Origin of the sequence: Actinocorallia sp. B10E7, assembly GCF_039871655.1 — a bacterium.
Taxonomy (GTDB): domain Bacteria; phylum Actinomycetota; class Actinomycetes; order Streptosporangiales; family Streptosporangiaceae; genus Actinocorallia.
In genome coordinates, this window is record NZ_JBDPLZ010000002.1 from 925,033 (window position 1) to 941,347 (window position 16,315).

Annotated in this window: 11 protein-coding genes; 5 read left to right on the forward strand and 6 right to left on the reverse strand. The window is 72.5% G+C overall.

Translation table 11 applies throughout. From position 1 onward, the window contains the following. The first annotated feature begins 53 nt into the window (after positions 1 to 53). Positions 54 to 656 (forward strand): dephospho-CoA kinase, encoded by a 603-nt coding sequence (gene coaE / locus ABGB12_RS09495; protein ID WP_347675972.1) that lies wholly within the window; start codon positions 54 to 56, stop codon positions 654 to 656. Between the two features lie 3 nt (positions 657 to 659). On the opposite strand, the gene ABGB12_RS09500 is transcribed toward coaE, so the two are convergent. Both ABGB12_RS09500 and ABGB12_RS09505 read right to left on the reverse strand, forming a co-directional pair. Continuing rightward, the gene (locus ABGB12_RS09500) at positions 660 to 1,511 is read right to left on the reverse strand and encodes a glycerophosphodiester phosphodiesterase family protein (protein WP_347675974.1); all 852 of its coding nucleotides are present in this window, start codon (positions 1,509 to 1,511) and stop codon (positions 660 to 662) included. A gap of 138 nt (positions 1,512 to 1,649) precedes the next feature. Next, a complete protein-coding gene (locus ABGB12_RS09505) occupies positions 1,650 to 7,322 on the reverse strand; it encodes a TIR domain-containing protein (protein WP_347675976.1) in 5,673 nt (1,890 codons plus the stop codon). Between the two features lie 91 nt (positions 7,323 to 7,413). Between ABGB12_RS09505 and ABGB12_RS09510 the strand changes: the two genes are divergently transcribed. Next, positions 7,414 to 8,589, forward strand: a complete 1,176-nt coding sequence (locus ABGB12_RS09510; protein ID WP_347675978.1) for an SLC13 family permease — start codon at positions 7,414 to 7,416, stop codon at positions 8,587 to 8,589. Here the strand turns inward: ABGB12_RS09510 and ABGB12_RS09515 are convergent. The 3 genes from ABGB12_RS09515 to ABGB12_RS09525 are packed head-to-tail and all read right to left on the reverse strand — an operon-like array spanning position 8,582 to position 11,081. Beyond that, a complete protein-coding gene (locus ABGB12_RS09515; protein WP_347675980.1) occupies positions 8,582 to 9,409 on the reverse strand; it encodes an inositol monophosphatase in 828 nt (275 codons plus the stop codon). The genes ABGB12_RS09510 and ABGB12_RS09515 overlap by 8 nt on opposite strands. Further along, positions 9,409 to 10,044, reverse strand: a complete 636-nt coding sequence (locus tag ABGB12_RS09520; protein WP_347675982.1) for a hypothetical protein — start codon at positions 10,042 to 10,044, stop codon at positions 9,409 to 9,411. The genes ABGB12_RS09515 and ABGB12_RS09520 overlap by 1 nt, the downstream gene beginning before the upstream one ends. A gap of 23 nt (positions 10,045 to 10,067) precedes the next feature. Further along, positions 10,068 to 11,081, reverse strand: a complete 1,014-nt coding sequence (locus tag ABGB12_RS09525; protein ID WP_347675984.1) for a hypothetical protein — start codon at positions 11,079 to 11,081, stop codon at positions 10,068 to 10,070. 255 nt (positions 11,082 to 11,336) lie between these two features. Between ABGB12_RS09525 and ABGB12_RS09530 the strand changes: the two genes are divergently transcribed. From ABGB12_RS09530 to uvrB, 3 genes are all read left to right on the forward strand, one after another. Further along, on the forward strand, positions 11,337 to 12,011 hold the full coding sequence (locus ABGB12_RS09530) for a DUF4352 domain-containing protein (RefSeq protein WP_347675986.1): 675 nt from the start codon (positions 11,337 to 11,339) through the stop codon (positions 12,009 to 12,011). A gap of 48 nt (positions 12,012 to 12,059) precedes the next feature. Continuing rightward, complete coding sequence (locus ABGB12_RS09535; protein ID WP_347675988.1) at positions 12,060 to 13,106, forward strand: YsnF/AvaK domain-containing protein; 1,047 nt, start codon at positions 12,060 to 12,062, stop codon at positions 13,104 to 13,106. Positions 13,107 to 13,269: 163 nt separating this feature from the next. Continuing rightward, positions 13,270 to 15,384, forward strand: coding sequence for an excinuclease ABC subunit UvrB (gene uvrB / locus ABGB12_RS09540; RefSeq protein ID WP_347676133.1), 2,115 nt, complete (start codon positions 13,270 to 13,272; stop codon positions 15,382 to 15,384). A 27-nt stretch (positions 15,385 to 15,411) separates the two neighbouring features. On the opposite strand, the gene ABGB12_RS09545 is transcribed toward uvrB, so the two are convergent. Then, positions 15,412 to 16,026 carry a DUF4126 domain-containing protein gene (locus tag ABGB12_RS09545; RefSeq protein WP_347675990.1) on the reverse strand — a complete coding sequence of 205 codons (615 nt, stop codon included), beginning with the start codon at positions 16,024 to 16,026 and terminating at the stop codon, positions 15,412 to 15,414. Between the last annotated feature and the right edge of the window lie 289 nt (positions 16,027 to 16,315).

A 16,315-nucleotide genomic window follows, 5' to 3' on the forward strand; every position in this document is an offset into this window, starting at 1 on the left:
GCGGATGGCCGTGGCCGAGTGAGGTCCGGAGAGCACCGAGGGAGGCTGGGGATTTGAGCGCGCTACGAGTGGGCCTGACCGGAGGCATCGGGTCGGGTAAGAGCGAGGTCTCACGGCGGCTGGCGGCGGCGGGGGCGGTGCTCATCGACTCCGACGCGCTGGCGCGGGAGGTGGTCGCCCCCGGCAGCGAGGGGCTGGCCCGGATCGTCGAGGAGTTCGGGTCCGGGGTCCTGACCGGGGACGGGGCGCTGAACCGGGAGAAGCTCGGCTCGATCGTCTTCTCCGACCCCGAGAAGCTCGCCCGGCTCAACGCCATCACCCATCCGCTGATCGGGGCGAGGAGCGCCGAACTCCAGGAGGCGGCGCCCGAGGACTCGGTGATCGTCTTCGATGTCCCGCTGCTCGCCGAGAACGGCCTGGCGCCGCTGTACGACCTGGTGGTCGTGGTGGACGCCCCGGTGGAGACCCAGCTGGAGCGGCTCACCGGGCTGCGCGGCATGAGCGAGGAGGAGGCGCGCAAACGCATCGCCGCCCAGGCCACCCGCGAGCAGCGGCTGGCCATCGCCGACCGCGTGATCGACAACTCCGGGACGCTGGAGGGGCTGGCCGAGCAGGTCGACCGGCTGTGGCAGGACCTGCTGAAGCACGGCTCCTGAGGCTCACCCCTGGCGCAGGTCCCACAGCAGGTCGGGCCGGTCGGTGGTGATGCCGTCCACGCCGTACTCCAGGAGGCGCAGCATCGTGTCCTCGTCGTTGATGGTGTAGGCGTAGATCTCCAGCCACCGCTGGTGGGCGTCCCGGACGTACTGGGCGGTGACGGACTGCTTGGAGGGGTGGACGGCTTCGGCGTACCAGCGCACTCCGAACAGTTCGGCCGAGTCCGGGCGGCCCAGGACCGTTCCGCGGACGGCGGGCAGGGCGTCGTTGACCGCCTTCACGTAACGCCAGGAGAAGCTCTGCACCGTGAGCCGCTCGTAGCTCGTCCAGTAGGGGTCGTCTTCCAGCTGCGCGACCAGGCGCCGGGTGAGCCCCGGGTACTCCTCGGGGTTCTTCAGCTCCACCAGCGCCTTGGCGCGGGCCGCCTTGATCGTCCGCAGCGCCTCGGCGAGTGTCGGCACCCGCTCGCCCTTGTAGCGGCGAGCGAACCAGGAGCCTGCGTCCAGCTTCTTGATCTGCTTGAGGGTGAGGTCCCGCACCCGCCACGGTTTGAGCTTCGGGAAGCGCCGCTTCACGTCCGTGGTGCGGGTGAGGGTCCGGTCGTGGACGACGACGAGGTGCCCGTCCTTGGTCTGCCGGACGTCCAGTTCGATGAGGTCGGCCCGCATCTGCCCGGCCAGCCGGAACGCGGCCAGGGTGTTCTCCGGCGCGTAGGCCGAAGCGCCCCGGTGCGCGATGATCTGCACGCCGGCCCAGACCCGGCGTTCCCGGTCGGCGGCGGCGGGGCCGGCGACGACGAGCGGGGCGAGGGCGGCGAGACCGGCCAGGAAGATCGGTGCGCGGAGCCGTGGCATGGGTGGTCCTCCCCTGGGAGTGTTCGGGGTCGGTCTTGGCCTCACGATGCGCCTGCGCGGTGACGCCGCCATGATGGGCCGGCGGGCGGTGACCACCGTAGGACAACTCCGTGACGGGTGGCCAGCGGGACGTGCGGGTCAGCCCCGGAAATCCCCGGTCAGCGGCTCCTCCAGGGGGATCCTCCGGATCGAGGGGAGGTGTTCGTCGAGTTCGCCGGGTTCGAACCGGCACAGCCCCACCGCCCACCAGAACTGGCCGGAGACGCTTCCGGCGTGCTTGTAGCGCCCGTCCGGGGTGATGGCGGCCCAGCCCTCCGGGAGGCCCAGCAGTGTGCAGTGCCGTTCGGCCCCCTGGCCGTCCACCCGCCAGAGGATGGTCGCGCCGTCGTCGCCGCCTCCGGCGAGCAGCCGCCCGTCGGGGGAGAAGGCGACGGACATGATCCGCCGGGTGTGCCCGCGCAGGTCCTGGATCCGGCGTCCGGTGGCGACCTCCCACAGCCGTATCACCGCGTCGTCGCCCGCGGTGGCCAGCAGCCGCCCGTCGGGGGAGAAGGCGGTCGTCCACAGCCGTCCGGTGTGGCCGTCCAGCAGTTGGAGGGAGACGGCGGAGGAGGGGTCCCAGATCCGGGCGGTTCCGTCGTTGCTCGCGCTGGCCAGCAGGCTCCCCGTGCGGTCGAACTGGACCTGGTAGACCCGGTCCTCATGGCCGGCCAGGGTGGTCACGAGGGCTCCGGTGAGGGAGTCCCAGATCCGCACCTTCCGGTCGTCGCAGCCGGTGGCGACGAGCGTGCCGTCGGGAGAGAAGTCGATGCACCGCACCCGGCCCCGGTGGCCGGTGAGGCCGACCACCTGGCGTCCGGTCGTGTGGTACCACAGCCGCACGCTGTCGTCGTCGTTGGCCGTCGCCAGGATCGAGCCGTCGGGGCTGAACGCCTGGGCCCACACGTGGTCGGTCTCCACCGACAGCTCCCGCTCGAAGGTGCCGCTGGCCGCCTGCCACAGGTGGACGCCGCCGTCGTTGGTGGCGGTGCCCAGCCTGCCGCCCGCCGGGCTGAACGTGGCGGAGGTCAGCCGGTCGGAGGTGCCGGTGAGCTCGTGGACGCGCACACCGGTGGCGGGGTCCCAGATCCGCACCACCCCGTCGTTGCCCGCGGTGGCCAGCATCGTCCCGTCCGGGCTGAACCGCACCGACGCGATGCGCCTGCCGTGGCCGCGCAGGGTGTGCCGGCAGACGCCGGTGGCGGTGTCCCACAGCCGGGCCGTCCCGTCGTTGCTGACGGTCGTCAGCTGGGCCCCGTCCGGGCGGAAGACCGGCGGCCAGACCGCGCCGCGGTGCCCGGACAGGGCGTGCAGCAGCCGTCCGAAGCCCGGACCGGGCTCGCCACCGGTCCGTTCCAGGTTCCACAGCCGGACCGCGCCGTCGCTGTCGGAGGTGACCAGGCGGGTGCCCTCGGGGTCGAAGGCGGCCCGGTAGATCGCGCCGGTGTGCCCGGTGAGCGAGCGGGGGGCGTACCGGCCGGTGAGGTCCCACAGCCGGACCGAGCCGTCGGTGTCGCCGGAGACCAGCAGCCCGTCACGGGCGTCCAGCGCGTAGACCCTGCCGGTGTGGCCGTTCAGTTCGCGCAGCAGCGCCCCGGACGGCGGATCCCACACCCGGATCCGGCCGTGCTCGTCGCCGGTGATGAGCATCCCGTCCTCGGTGAAGATCAGCCGGAAGACGGCGCCCTCTCCCTCCATGGTGTGGAGCGGTTCGCCGTCGCCGGACCAGACGCGGACCGTCCCGGCGGAGTCCCCGGTGACGATGAGCCCGCCGTCGGGACTGAAAGCGCAGGTGTAGACGGGCGCGACGTGCCCGGGAAGGGAGGCGTGGAGCTCCGCCGTGCCGGTGCGCCAGATCCGGATCGTGCCGGTGGCGTCTCCCGCGGCGACGAGGTCTCCGTCGGCGTCGGCGACGACCGGCCACACCCCGTCGGGATGGATGTCGATGACCTGTCTCTGCCGTCCGGTGGAGGCGTCCCAGAGACGCAGTGTGCCGTCGGCGGCCCCGGTGACGAGCAGGTCCTCCCCGGCGTACAGGACGGCGTAGGCGCGGTCCCGGTGCCCCTGCAGGATGCGCAGCGGCAAGCCGGTCCGGGAGTCGCAGAGCAGGACGGCGCCGTCCTCGCCGCCGAGCGCGACGGTCGCCCCGTCCGGGCTGTAGGCGGCGGGGGCGGGCAGCCGGCTGGACTGGAAGTGGAAACCGTAGGGGACGCCGACCGCCGAGGGGGCGAACTGCGCCTCGACGTCGCTTCCGGGGACCAGCGCCGCGCCGCTCAGCTCTCCCCGCCGTGACTCGGCGCCCGCGGTCTCGATCACGGCGGCGCGGGACCAGCGGCTGCCGGTGAGCACCGCGTCGCGCAGGTCGGCGCGCACCAGCCGGGCCCGGCCGAAGTCGGCGCCGGTGAGGTCGGCGCCGGCGAGCCTGGCCTCGTCCAGCCTGGCCCCGGTCAGCCGGGCGCCGCGCAGCACCGCCCGGCTGAGGTTGGTGCCCACTAGGCGGGCGTCGGTGAGGTCGGCGCCGGTCAGGTCCACTTCGCCGAGGTCGCGGTACGACAGGTCCTCGCCCTGCAGCCGCGCGCCGCGCAGGTCGGTGCGCGCCGGGGTGCGCAGCCTGGTGGTGATCTTGATGGCGTTGGCGCGGGCGGTGTCGCCGGCCTGCGGATCCCGCAGGACCCGGGCCGTCCACTCCTGGCAGGCGCGGCTGTCGGCGAGGTCGCACAGGAAGTCGACGGTCAGCTGGGACAGGGGACGGCGGTCCAGCGCGACGGGGTCGAGCCCGGTGGTGAGCTCGTCGGCGATGTGCCGGGCCACCAGCCACTCGGAGACCGAGCCGTGGATGAACCCGAACAGGCCCTCGTCAGTGCGCACCAGCAGGCTCCCCGCGCCGACCGCGTGCGCGGTCTGGCCCGGCGACAGGTCGGCCGTGCCGCCGCCCGCCAGGCCGGTGAGGACGGAGGCGACCTCGGTGAGGTCGTCCGGCCGCAGGTAGGGCTCACCGGTCTCCCACAGGCGCAGCGCCAGGATCCGGGTCGCCCGCCACAGCTCCTCCAGGGACAGTCCGCCGGGGGAGCCGGGTATCCCGCGCACCCGCTCCTCCTCGTGCCGCAGCCAGGAGGTGAGGATCTCCTGGTAGAGGTCGGCGGGGCTGACGGTGTGCCGGGCCCGGGAGACGGCGTGCAGCCGCTCCTCGGGAAGGTCGGCGATGAACCCGAGCATGCGCGGGTTCTGGGCGAGGCCGAGCAGGTCCTCCACCCCGCGCAGCAGCGCCATGCGCCGGTCGGCCGCGGCCGCGTCCCCGTACCGGTTGACGAGGAACGCCCGGATCTGGGCGGGGGTGAAGTCGGCGACGCCGAGCACCCTGCGGTTCGGCAGCGTCCCGACCCGCTCGCCGAGCGCGGTGAACACCTGGGAGTGGGACTTGAAGTGCTGGGTGCGCGACGCCACCACGATCTTCGCCTTGCCCTCGGCGGCGGCCAGCAGGGTGTCCAGGTGGTCGGCGGCGCGGTCGTAGGTCACCCGGGTGACCAGCTCGTCGAACCCGTCGAAGAGCAGGACGATGCGGCCCTGGCGCAGCATGTAGTGGAAGGCGCGCAGATCGATGACGTCCTCGCCGTGCGCGGCCAGGTGCGCGGCGACCAGCGCGTCCACCGAGTGTGCCTTGTCGAGCTTGCGCAGCTCGATGAGGATCGGTATGAGATGGGGCAGCTCGGAGGGGATGCGCCGGGCCACCTCCCGCAGCGCGAAGGTCTTGCCTCGGCCGAAGTCGCCGAGCAGCAGCAGGAACCTGCCGTGGTCGGCGGAGAGCAGGTCGAGCATGGCGCCGACGAGGTCGTCCCGTTCGGCCGCGGAGTCGCCGTCCAGTTCCTGGTAGCGCTGCCGGACGTACAGGTCGGGCGGGTACAGCGGGCTGGTGGACAGCTGGACGGTCTGGTCGGTCACGTAGGACGACAGGTCCAGCAGTCCCTGGAACTCCGTCAGGCTGCGCAGCCGCACCCCGCGGCGCAGCGCGTCCTCGCGCAGCGACCGAGGGGGCTGCGGGCCGAGGAACACCAGTTCAGAGCCGAGAGCGTCGCCTCCGGCGTGCACCTGCCGCAGGAAGGCCGAGACCTCCGCCTCGCCGACCTGCCCGACGTGCGCGCCGACCCGGAACTGCCGGACGAAACCGTCCTCCAGACGGGTGACGAGGAGATGCGGGGGCTGGGACGGCACCAGTCTGGTCCTGGCCCCGGGGAAACGGGTCTCGCACGCCTCGACGATCTGGTCGAGCAGCAGGCCGACCGGGTCGGCGGGGCGTTCGGGCGACTCGCGCGGCGGGGGGACGGGCGGGGCGGGCGGGACGGGCCGGAACAGGCCGGTACGGTCGAGGCGTTCGGGCGCGGCGCCGCGCCGCAGCAGGGTCAGCCCGCCGGAGTCGACGGTCAGTATTCGGTGGTGGCCGGGCTCCAGGGCGGGGAGGCACAACGCTCCGGACGGCAGGTCGCCGCGGGCGCCCTGCCTGCCGTGCAGCACCAGGTCGAGCCCGGGGGCGACGAGCCGGTCCAGCAGGTCGGCGTCCCGCAGCCGGTCGGGTTCGCCCTCCAGCGGGCTGTGGTGCAGCGCCCCGAGGCGCAGCCAGCCGTCGCCGAACGCCCGCAGCCGTTCGGCGAACCAGGCGGCCTGGGAGAGGCCGATCACCCCGTGCCGGTCGTCGTCGCGGTGGCTGAGCGCCATGGTCGTGTTGAGCCCGGCGACGACCACCCGCAGCTCGGGCACCGGGAACAGGGTCCACGGCTGGGCGCTGTCGAACACCACGTTGTCCAGGCCCCGGTACAGCTCGGAGAACAGGGAGCTGAAGTGCCGCCATTTGGGCCAGTAAGGCGGTTCGGGCTCCTCGTCGTCGGCCTCGCAGGAGTTGAAATAGGCGCGGCAGGCGGCCTTGGTGACGTCGCGCGCGCCGGGCACCAGCACGACCCGGTGCGGTTCCAGGCCGAGCAGGGTGCGCAGCCCGGTGAGGAAGTCGGCGGCCTCGGCGCACTCGCGGCGGCTGCCGGACTCGGTGAGGTCGCCGGTGACCACCAGCAGGTCGGGCCGCGCGTTCAGCTCGGTGACCTCGGCCCAGACCCGGGCCTGCAGGCCCGCGGCGTCGAACGGCTCGTCGGCCAGCGTCCGCCCGAACCTCGGTCCGGCCAGGTGCAGGATCGTGACGTCCTCCCGGCGCGGCTCCTCGTCGGACGTCTCGGGCGGATAGGACGGCTGGACGGCCGGGGCGCGCCGCGCCTGCCGTCCGCCGTTGGAGCCGTTGCGCGCGGGGACCGGCGGCGCGGGCCGCGCGGCGGGAGGGAACGGGGAGGGCGGTCTGTCCTCGGGCTTGGCCCGTCCGGCGAGGGCCTCGCGCACCCGGGTGAGCAGCAGTTCCCGCGCGGTCTCCTCGTCGGCGACGCCGACGAGGTCGACGTAGGTGATGGTCGACAGGAGCCCCTCGAGCTCGCAGTCCTCCAGCCGGACGGTCACGAGCTTCGCCGACGGGTTGTCGGGGTTGGCGCGCAGCGCGGCCTGCCATTCCATCCGGCCGTAGCGGGAGCGCATGTAGTTGCGGGACAGGACGGCGATGACGACCGCGGCCTCGCTCACCCCCCGGTCCATGAAGTCGATGAAGTTGGTTCCGGGGACGAAGTCCCACGCCTGCAGCATCGTCCGGTAGCCCGCCGCCTCCAGCTCCCAGGCGATCCACGACGCCCACCGCTCGTCCGCGGGCGAGTAGGACACGAAAATCTCAGTCTGCGGCCCCGTCATGCCGCAAGTATCCAGAAAGGATCGCCCCGCTGCACAGACCCACACCATGGATGGTGTCCGGTTCGCCACCGTGTCATGGGATCATGCCCCGGTGAGCCGAGTGTCGACACTGGACTGGATCCGGTTCGGTCTGCTCCTGTCGGGCGTCGTCTGCGTGCTGACCGGGATCCTGCCGGCGCGGGACGCCGAGGCGAGCCTGCGCCGGATAGCCCCGCTGCTGCTCTTCCTGGCCAGCGTGATCGTCCTGGTGGAGCTGACGAAGGAGGCGGGGGTCTTCGACGTCATCGCCGACCGGCTGGCCATCATCGGCCGCGGCCGCTACGGGATGCTGTTCCTCCTGTGCGTGGCGTTCGCCTCCCTGACGACGATGTTCCTCAACCTGGACACCACCGCCGTCCTCCTGACGCCCGTCATGCTCGCCCTGGCGATCCGGACGGGCATCGCGGCGCTCCCGCTGGCGATGACCACCGTGTGGCTGGCCAACACCGCGAGCCTGCTGCTGCCGGTGTCGAACCTGACGAACCTGCTGGCCGCCGACCGCGTCATGCTCACCCCCCGCGAGTTCGCCGCGCGCATGTGGTTCCCGCAGCTGGTGGCGATCGCCGTGACGATGCTGCTGCTGTGGGCGTTCTACTGGCGGCGCGGCGCACGCGGGGCCGACAGGTACGAGCCTCCCGCCCCGATGAAGATCGGCGACCCGGTGCTGTTCGCCGTCGCCTCCGGAGCCTGTCTTCTGTTCATCGTGCTGGTGATGACGGGAGCGCACGTCGAGTACGCGGCGACGGGCGCGGCCGTCGTCACCGTGGCCGCCTTCGCGTGGCGCAGCCCGCGTTCCCTCACCGCCTCGCTGATCCCGTGGCAGCTGCTGGTCTTCGTCACCGGCCTGTTCCTCGTCATCCCGGCGCTGGTCCTGCACGGCCTGGACGTCGTGATGACCGCGCTGATCGGTGCCGACGACGGGGCCGGCGGGGCGTTCCGCGCGGCGCTGACCGGCGCGGCGCTGTCCAACCTCATCAACAACCTGCCCGCCTACACCGCGGGTGAGGCCGTCGTCCCCGTGGACAACGGCGAGCAGCTGCTGGCCCTGCTGGCGGGCACCAACGTCGGGCCGCTCATCACCCCCTGGGCGTCGCTGGCGACGCTTCTTTGGTTCGAGTGGTGCCGCCGGCATGACCTGCGCGTCCCGCTGCGGCGGTTCATGCTGCACGGCACCGTGCTGGCGGCGCTGGCGCTGCCGGCGGTGGTCGTGGCGCTGCTGCTCAGCTGAGCGGCGGCAGGTCCAGGGCGGAGGCCGTCTCCAGCAGCTCGACGAGGGAGGCGACGGCCTCGGGGCGGGCGGCGATGAAGCTGTGCTCGTCGTCGGCCACCGACAGCTCGAACGGACCGCCGTCCAGCGCGGTGAGGACGACGCCCGCCTCGGTGGCGATGAGCGCCCCGGCGGGCAGGTCCACCAGGCCGGTCCGGTAGCCGATCACCGCGTCGATGAGGCCCTGCGCCAGCATCACCCAGGTGAGCTGGGGCGACCACAGTTGCAGCAGCCGCCGGGCCCTGGCCCCCAGCAGGTACTTGTAGGCCAGGGCGGTCGGGTCGGTGCGCCCGACGGGGTAGCCCTGGACGTAGGAGACGATCGGGGCGGTCCCGGAACGGGCCGGACCCGGGGCCAGCGGCGTCCCGCCGGGGCCGCGCGGGCCGTCGCCGCGGACCGCCGACCAGGTCCGCCGGGTGATCGGGTCGTGGATGACGCCCACGGCGGGCGCGCCGTCCAGGCACAGGGCGATCCCCACCGAGTAGGCGGGCAGTCCGATGGTGAGGTTGTGCGTGCCGTCCAGCGGGTCCACGATCCACAGGGCGGCGGCGTCCTCGGCGGGCCCGCCGCTGCGGCCCGACTCCTCGGCCAGGACGGCGTGTCCGGGGTAGGCGTCCCGCAACCGGCCCAGGATGATCTGCTCGGCCCGGTGGTCCAGGTCGGTCACCACGTCGTCCACCCCCTTGGCCCAGGCGGCGAAGCGCGCCCCGGGCGCCAGCGCCGCGCCCGCCTCCTCGGCGGCGGCGACCGCCACGTCCCTGGCCCGCGCGAGATCGATCATCAGCCCTCCTGGAGCAGTTCGGCGGCCCGGCGGGCCAGACGGACGGTCTGCGCGGCCCCGCTGCGGCGGCGCCGCGTGCGGTGGCCGCCCAGACCGGGCGGGCCCAGGGACAGGTCGTGGCCGCCGGGCCGCTCGGCGCCCAGCGCCACCGTCACGGCCTCCCCGGCGACCGCCGTCCGGTGGAAGATCCCGGCGGACAGCGCGTAGACGTCGCCCCGTGTGTAGGCGCCTCCGTCGGAGGGGGAGACCCGCACGGTGCGGTCGGTGGGACGCAGCTCGTCGACGTCGTCGCGGCTGAGCACCTCGAAGACCCGCAGGTCGGGGCCGTCGTCGAGGTCGCCCAGCATGTTGCTCAGCCGGCCGTGGAGCAGCAGGCTGAGCAGGTCCCAGCTGTGGCAGTGCCAGGAGGAGGTGGTGGAGGCCGGGGGCGGCAGCTCCGGCGACCACAGGTGGAGGCAGACTCCGGTGCCGCGGCTGCGCTCGATCGGCAGGCACAGGAAGCCCAGCGGGTGCAGTACCCCTTCGGCGGGGAGGGAGCCCGAGGCGATCAGGCCCAGCGTCCGCCCGGCCCAGCCGGCCACCTCCTCGGCACCGGAGCCCTCCCTCAGCCTCCGGTGCAGTTCTCCGTAGCGCATCGCCCTCATCCCCGTCCGCGGTCCTACGGCCGCCTCTCCGAAGGGCCCCCGTAGGGGTCGACGGCGCGCAGGGCGCGGCGGGCGATGTCGGCGACGTCCCGGTCGCCGAACGAGCGGGGCAGCGGCAGGTCCAGCACCTGGAAGAGGCGGCGGATCTCCTCGATCGTCGGCTCTTCCGAGAGCCGGGCGGCGCGCGCCTGCTCGATCGGCACCCGGCGGGCCTGGTCCAGGCTGTTGAGCAGTTCGGTGTAGCACCAGTCGTAGTAGAACTTGCCCTTGTCGACCCGCAGGGCGGGGCCGGTGGGCTCCTCCCGGGTGATGACCGCGCAGGAGGAGGACAGGTCCCAGCGGAAGGTGGTCATCGTGCCGGACAGCCCGATGTCGATGTCCAGGAGCCGGTAGCGGTCGCGGTGGTAGCAGGCGGCGAGGATGGTGGCGTAGGACTCCTTGCGGGTGCGCTCCAGCGTCCAGGGCTCGTGCTCCTCCCCGGCGGGGGCGCCCGCGCGGCGGAACCGCGCGTAGGCGTCGCAGACCTCCTCGTTCGACGGGTCGATGATCTCCAGCCGGAAGAGCAGGGCGCGCCGCTCGCGTTTGGCGTCGGCGACGCAGCCGGGCAGGGTGACCGCGCGGATGTAGGTGCCGGTCCCTCCCTTGAAGATCCACCGGTCGGTGCCCTGGCGGGCGGCGGCCAGCGCGGAGGCGACCTCGGAGCCGCTGATCACCTGGACCGCCGAGGACTCGTCGAGCGCGTGCCGGGTGCGCAGGACCAGCCGCTCGAAGCCGTCGATGCGCTCGAGCCGTTCGGGCAGCGCCTCCAGGGAGCGCAGGGAGCCGCGGATCTCCTCCTCCACCGGGGCGCTGCGGTAGCGGTCCCGCAGGATGCCCGCGGCCAGCAGGCCCAGGACGAGCAGGGTGGCGCTGGCGATCAGTCCGGGGTCCGGATCGTCGCTGAGCCCGAAGATCGCCACGACCAGCGCGATGACCAGCGCGATCGCGGCGTCGGCGTTCCGGAGAAGCCAGAGAGCGAAACGTGCCAAGGTAATCCCCGTACCTGTCGGCGGCTTCGCCATGGTAAACCGCCGGAGTCCGGCGCGGCCAGACCCGGGCACGGCCGGGAGCGGCGGGAATGCGGAGCGCTGCGGTCGGGGGAGGATTAATCGGGGGAAAATTCCGTTTTTTGGTGCTTGAAGAATTCATCAAGAAATGGGCATACGGTGCACTGTGCTCTTTCTCCTAGGGAATGACCGTCCTAGCGTGTCGGTTGGCGGAGATCCCGGCGAAGGAGCAGCGACGTGGCCGAGAAGGGTTCCTGGGACGAGGGAGGCGGCGCCGGGAGGGAGCCCGGCCGGGACCGCGCCGCGCCCGAGGTGACCTCGGGGGCCTCCGCGGAGGGGAAGCCGCCCAAGAAGGGGTTCAACCCGGCCTGGCTGCTGGTCCCCGCTCTGGGGCTGCTGCTGGGCGGCATGGGGATCGCGAGCATGAACCGCGGGCCCGCGGTCGAGACCGCGCCCACCGTGACCGTCACCGGGCCCACCGCCACCGTGGTGCGGCCCGTCGCTCCGGTCGGGAGCTCCACCACGGCGCCGGGCTGCGGCCTCACCTTCCTCGGCACCTCGATGAGGCCGCCCGTGCCGAGGATCCAGAACGACCAGACGGGCGGGTACCTGGACGCGCCGTCAGGCCAGGTCTTCGTCGTGGTCGACACGACCCTGACGAACTCGGGAACGGAGGATTGTTACGCGACGGCCGGCTACCAGCGTGCCTACACCTCCGGGGACGCCTACCGCACGGGGGACGCGGAAGCCGGAGGCCAGCTGTCCGGTGGACGCGCGGTGACGCAGCCCATTCAGGCCGGAAAAAGTGTCAAAGGCACTTATGTCTTCCAGGTCCCGGCCGGCTCCCAGGTGAGCTCGGTGAGACTGCGCAGCAATGGAAGCGAGCGGTGGACCATTGTCAACGCGGGCTGACGGGGTCTCGACCACGCAATCTCTGGAGAAAACGTCATGAGCACACCCATGGATATCAAGAAACTGCTCGGCGCACGCATGACCGGACCCGACGGCGAGGAACTCGGCACCATCGAGCAGATCTTCTTCGACGACGTGACGGGCGCCCAGGAGTGGGCGCGGCTGCGCATGGGAGGCCTGCTGGGCGGCAAGGACAGGTTCGTCCCGCTCGTGGGAAGCTCGCTGTCCGGCAAGGACCTGACCGTCCCCTACGACAAGAACAAGGTCAAGGACTCGCCGGAGCTGAGCGTGGAGCGGCACATCACGCCCGAGCAGGAGTCGCGGCTGCGCTCGTACTACGAACTGGACGCCGGCGCGCAGACGCGTACGACGACCACCCCGCCGAGCGGGACGGGCAAGACCGCCGCCGCGGCCTCGGCCGCCGCGGCCGGGGTCGCCGGAGAACGGACGCGGGCGGAGGCCCCCGAGACCACGGGACCCGCCGGCACGACGACGGGAGCGCCCGGCACGGCCACGGGGGCAGCCGGCACGACGACGGGAGCGCCCGGCGCCGCTGGAGCGGCCGGCGTGACGTCCGGGGCGGCCGGAGCGGCGGGGCTGGGCCGTGAGCGGACGGCCGAGGCGGGACGGGCCGGGCAGCCGGGGGAACTGGCGCTGACGCGCTGCGAGGAGCGCATCGCCTTCCACACCGAGGAGATCGAGGTGGGCCGGGTGCGGCTGCACAAGTACGTGGACGTCGTGCCGGTGGAGGAGCGGGTCCGGCTCGTCCACGAGGAGTTCGAACTGGAGCGGATCCCGGTCACCGAGGGGGCCGCCGACATCCGTGAGGACTCCCTCGAGGTCGTCCTGCGCGGCCAGGAGGCGTTCGCGGTCAAGGAGATCCACCCGGTGGAGAGGGTGCGTCTGAACGTCAAGCAGGTGCCCGAGGAGCGGGTCATCCACGACGAGATCCGCAAGGAGCGGATCGAGGTCGAACGGATGGAGGGCGCCCCGCGGACCCCGGGGGCGGGCCCGTCCGGGCGGACGGAGAGCAGGGGCGCGGAAAGCTCCGTGGACCGCAGCGACGAGCCTCCCGGCAGGGGAAGGAGGCGGTGACACCGTGCGTTTCCGGGACCGGCGGCCTCGAGAAGGCCGCCGGTCCCGGCTTTTCCGGCGTTCTCCGTGCCCAGTGTTCCCGGAGGGAGGCCCGCCGCCCGCCGGGCGGATTTGTCGGTGCGGGGCCGTACGGTGGGGGGTGATGGCAGTCAGGGGAGGGCACGTGCGCCAGGAACTCGACCTTCAGCGGATCGACAAGCCGTTCGAGGTCGTCACGGAGATGACGCCCGCCGGCGACCAGCCCGCGGCGATCGCCGCGCTGGCCGAGCGGGTCGAGCGCGGTGAGAAGGACTCGGTGCTGCTGGGCGCCACCGGCACCGGAAAGACGGCGACCGTCGCGTGGCTGATCGAGAAGGTCCAGCGGCCGACGCTGGTCATGCTGCCGAACAAGACCATCGCGGCGCAGTTCGCCAACGAGCTGCGCGAGATGCTGCCGGACAACGCCGTCGAGTACTTCGTCTCCTACTACGACTACTACCAGCCGGAGGCGTACGTCCCGCAGACGGACACCTACATCGAGAAGGACTCCTCGATCAACTCCGAGGTCGAGCGGCTGCGGCACTCGGCGACCTCGTCGCTGGTGACCCGGCGGGACGTCGTGGTGGTGGCGTCGGTCTCCTGCATCTACGGCCTCGGCACGCCCGAGGAGTACGTCAGGCAGATGATCAAGCTCGAGGTCGGCATGGAGATCGACCGGGACCGCCTGCTGCGCCGCCTGGTCGACATCCAGTACGCCCGCAACGACCTGGCCTTCACCCGGGGCACCTTCCGGGTGCGCGGCGACACCATCGAGGTGATCCCGCAGTACCAGGAGCTGGCCGTCCGGATCGAGATGTTCGGCGACGAGATCGACAAGCTCTCCACCCTGCATCCGCTCACCGGCGAGGTGATCTCCGAGCACGAGGCGCTGCACATCCTGCCCGCCACCCACTACGGCGTGGGGGAGGAGCGCATGACGCAGGCGATCGCCGGGATCGAGGCCGAACTGGCCGCGCGCCTGGAGGAGCTGGAGCGCCAGGGCAAGCTGCTGGAGGCCCAGCGGCTGCGCATGCGCACCACCTACGACCTGGAGATGATGCGCCAGATCGGCACCTGCTCGGGCATCGAGAACTACTCCCGCCACATGGACGGCCGGCAGGCCGGCTCGGCGCCGCACACCCTGCTGGACTTCTTCCCCGAGGACTTCCTGCTGGTGCTCGACGAGTCCCACCAGACGGTCCCGCAGATCGGCGCCATGTACGAGGGCGACGCCTCCCGCAAGCGCCAGCTGGTCGACCACGGGTTCCGGCTGCCGTCCGCGCTGGACAACCGCCCGCTGAAGTGGGAGGAGTTCCTGGAGCGCATCGGCCAGACGGTCTACCTGTCGGCCACACCCGGCCCGTACGAGCTGGGCCGGGTGCAGGGCGACGTGGTGGAGCAGGTGATCCGCCCGACCGGCCTGGTCGACCCCGAGGTGGTCGTCAAGCCCACCAAGGGCCAGATCGACGACCTCGTCGAGCAGATCCGGGCGCGCACCGAGCGGGACGAGCGGGTGCTGGTCACCACCCTCACCAAGAAGATGGCCGAGGACCTCACCGACTACCTGCTGGAGCTCGGCATCCGGGTGCGCTACCTGCACAGCGAGGTCGACACCCTGCGCCGCATCGAGCTGCTGCGCGAGCTGCGCCAGGGCGACTTCGACGTGCTGGTCGGCATCAACCTGCTGCGCGAGGGCCTGGACCTGCCGGAGGTCTCCCTGGTGGCGATCCTGGACGCCGACAAGGAGGGCTTCCTGCGCTCGGAGACGTCCCTGATCCAGACCATCGGCCGGGCCGCCCGCAACGTCTCGGGCGAAGTCCACATGTACGCCGACAAGATCACCCCGTCGATGGAGCGGGCGATCGACGAGACCAACCGCCGGCGCGACAAGCAGCGGGCCTACAACGCCGAGCACGGTATCGAGCCGCGGGCCCTGCGCAAGAAGATCGCCGACATCCTCGACTCCATCGTCCGCGAGGACGAGGACACCGACACCTATCTGGGCGGTTCCGGCCGCGCCCAGTCCCGGGGCAAGGCCCCGGTCCCGGGTTTCGGCAGCCGCGCCCCCCTGGGCGGCCACACCGCCGACCTGGTCACCGACCGCCCCCGCGAAGAGCTGGAGGACCTCGTCCTGTCCCTCACCGAGCAGATGCACCAGGCGGCCAAGGACCTCCAGTTCGAACTGGCCGCCCGCCTCCGGGACGAGATCAAGGAGCTCAAGCGCGAACTCCGCGACCTCAAGGAGGCCGGCATCGGCTGACCCCGCCCCAAAGCGCCCTCCCGGCGGTCATGGGCGGCCCCGGCCGGGGGCCGGGCTCCGCCGTCCGCGGCGGATCCGGCGCAGGAGGCGGAAGGCCACGTAGAGGAGGGCCAGCAGCAGGAGGAAGGCCAGGACGGGGGCCAGGAGGGCGAGCAGGCTCAGGCCGAGGGAGAGGCCGTCCTCGGCGGTGCTGAGCATCGGGGCGGCGGCGCCGAGGGTGCCGGTGTTGGCGATCGGCCGCACCAGGGTCTTGAGCACGTGCACGGCCAGCGCCACGAGGACGCCGGGAACCCAGCTCAGCCAGGAGTGCTCCTGGAGCGAGGCGAGGTCGGTGCCGAGCCCCGCGTCGAGATTCCCCGCCGCGGCCGTGGCCGCCGTCGCGGCCCCGCCCGCGGCGGGCCGCACCAGCGTCATGACCGCGTCGTTGATCGAGTCGACCACCGGCACCTTGTCCAGCACCATCTCGGCGGCCAGCAGCACCGACAGCCCCGCCAGCACCCACCCGTTCCCCATCCAGGAGAAGTCCCCGGGAAGGACCACCAGTTCGGTGTACCGCCCCAGCAACCCGACCACCAGGATCGGGATGTAGGCGTTGAGCCCGGCCGCCCCGGCCAGCCCCAGTCCCGTCAGGAACGCGAACATGATCCTCCCGCCGCCCGCGCCGCCCGGTGCGGACGCTGGTGAACTCCGGTCCGCCGGTCGCGCCCGTCCCCGAACGGGACGGATCCTGCGGACTCCAACAGATCAGACGGATCAGACCGCCGAACGGATCTGCCGAATCCGTCCGGCCTGACGCCCGGGCGGCCCCAGCGGTCCTGATGGACCGGCGGCCCCCAGCGGTTCCGGGGCGGCCTTGGCGGACCTGATGGCCCCAGCGGTCCTGTCGGTTCCTGCGGCTCCAGCGGCTCTGTCGGCTCCAGTGGTCCCAGTG

Coding starts and splice junctions, on each gene's coding strand:
- ABGB12_RS09500 (WP_347675974.1), bottom strand. CDS start 1,511: ATGCCACGGCTCCGCGCACCGATCTTCCTGGCCGGTCTCGCCGCCCTC.
- ABGB12_RS09505 (WP_347675976.1), bottom strand. CDS start 7,322: ATGACGGGGCCGCAGACTGAGATTTTCGTGTCCTACTCGCCCGCGGAC.
- ABGB12_RS09515 (WP_347675980.1), bottom strand. CDS start 9,409: ATGATCGATCTCGCGCGGGCCAGGGACGTGGCGGTCGCCGCCGCCGAG.
- ABGB12_RS09520 (WP_347675982.1), bottom strand. CDS start 10,044: ATGCGCTACGGAGAACTGCACCGGAGGCTGAGGGAGGGCTCCGGTGCC.
- ABGB12_RS09535 (WP_347675988.1), top strand. CDS start 12,060: ATGGATATCAAGAAACTGCTCGGCGCACGCATGACCGGACCCGACGGC.
- ABGB12_RS09545 (WP_347675990.1), bottom strand. CDS start 16,026: ATGTTCGCGTTCCTGACGGGACTGGGGCTGGCCGGGGCGGCCGGGCTC.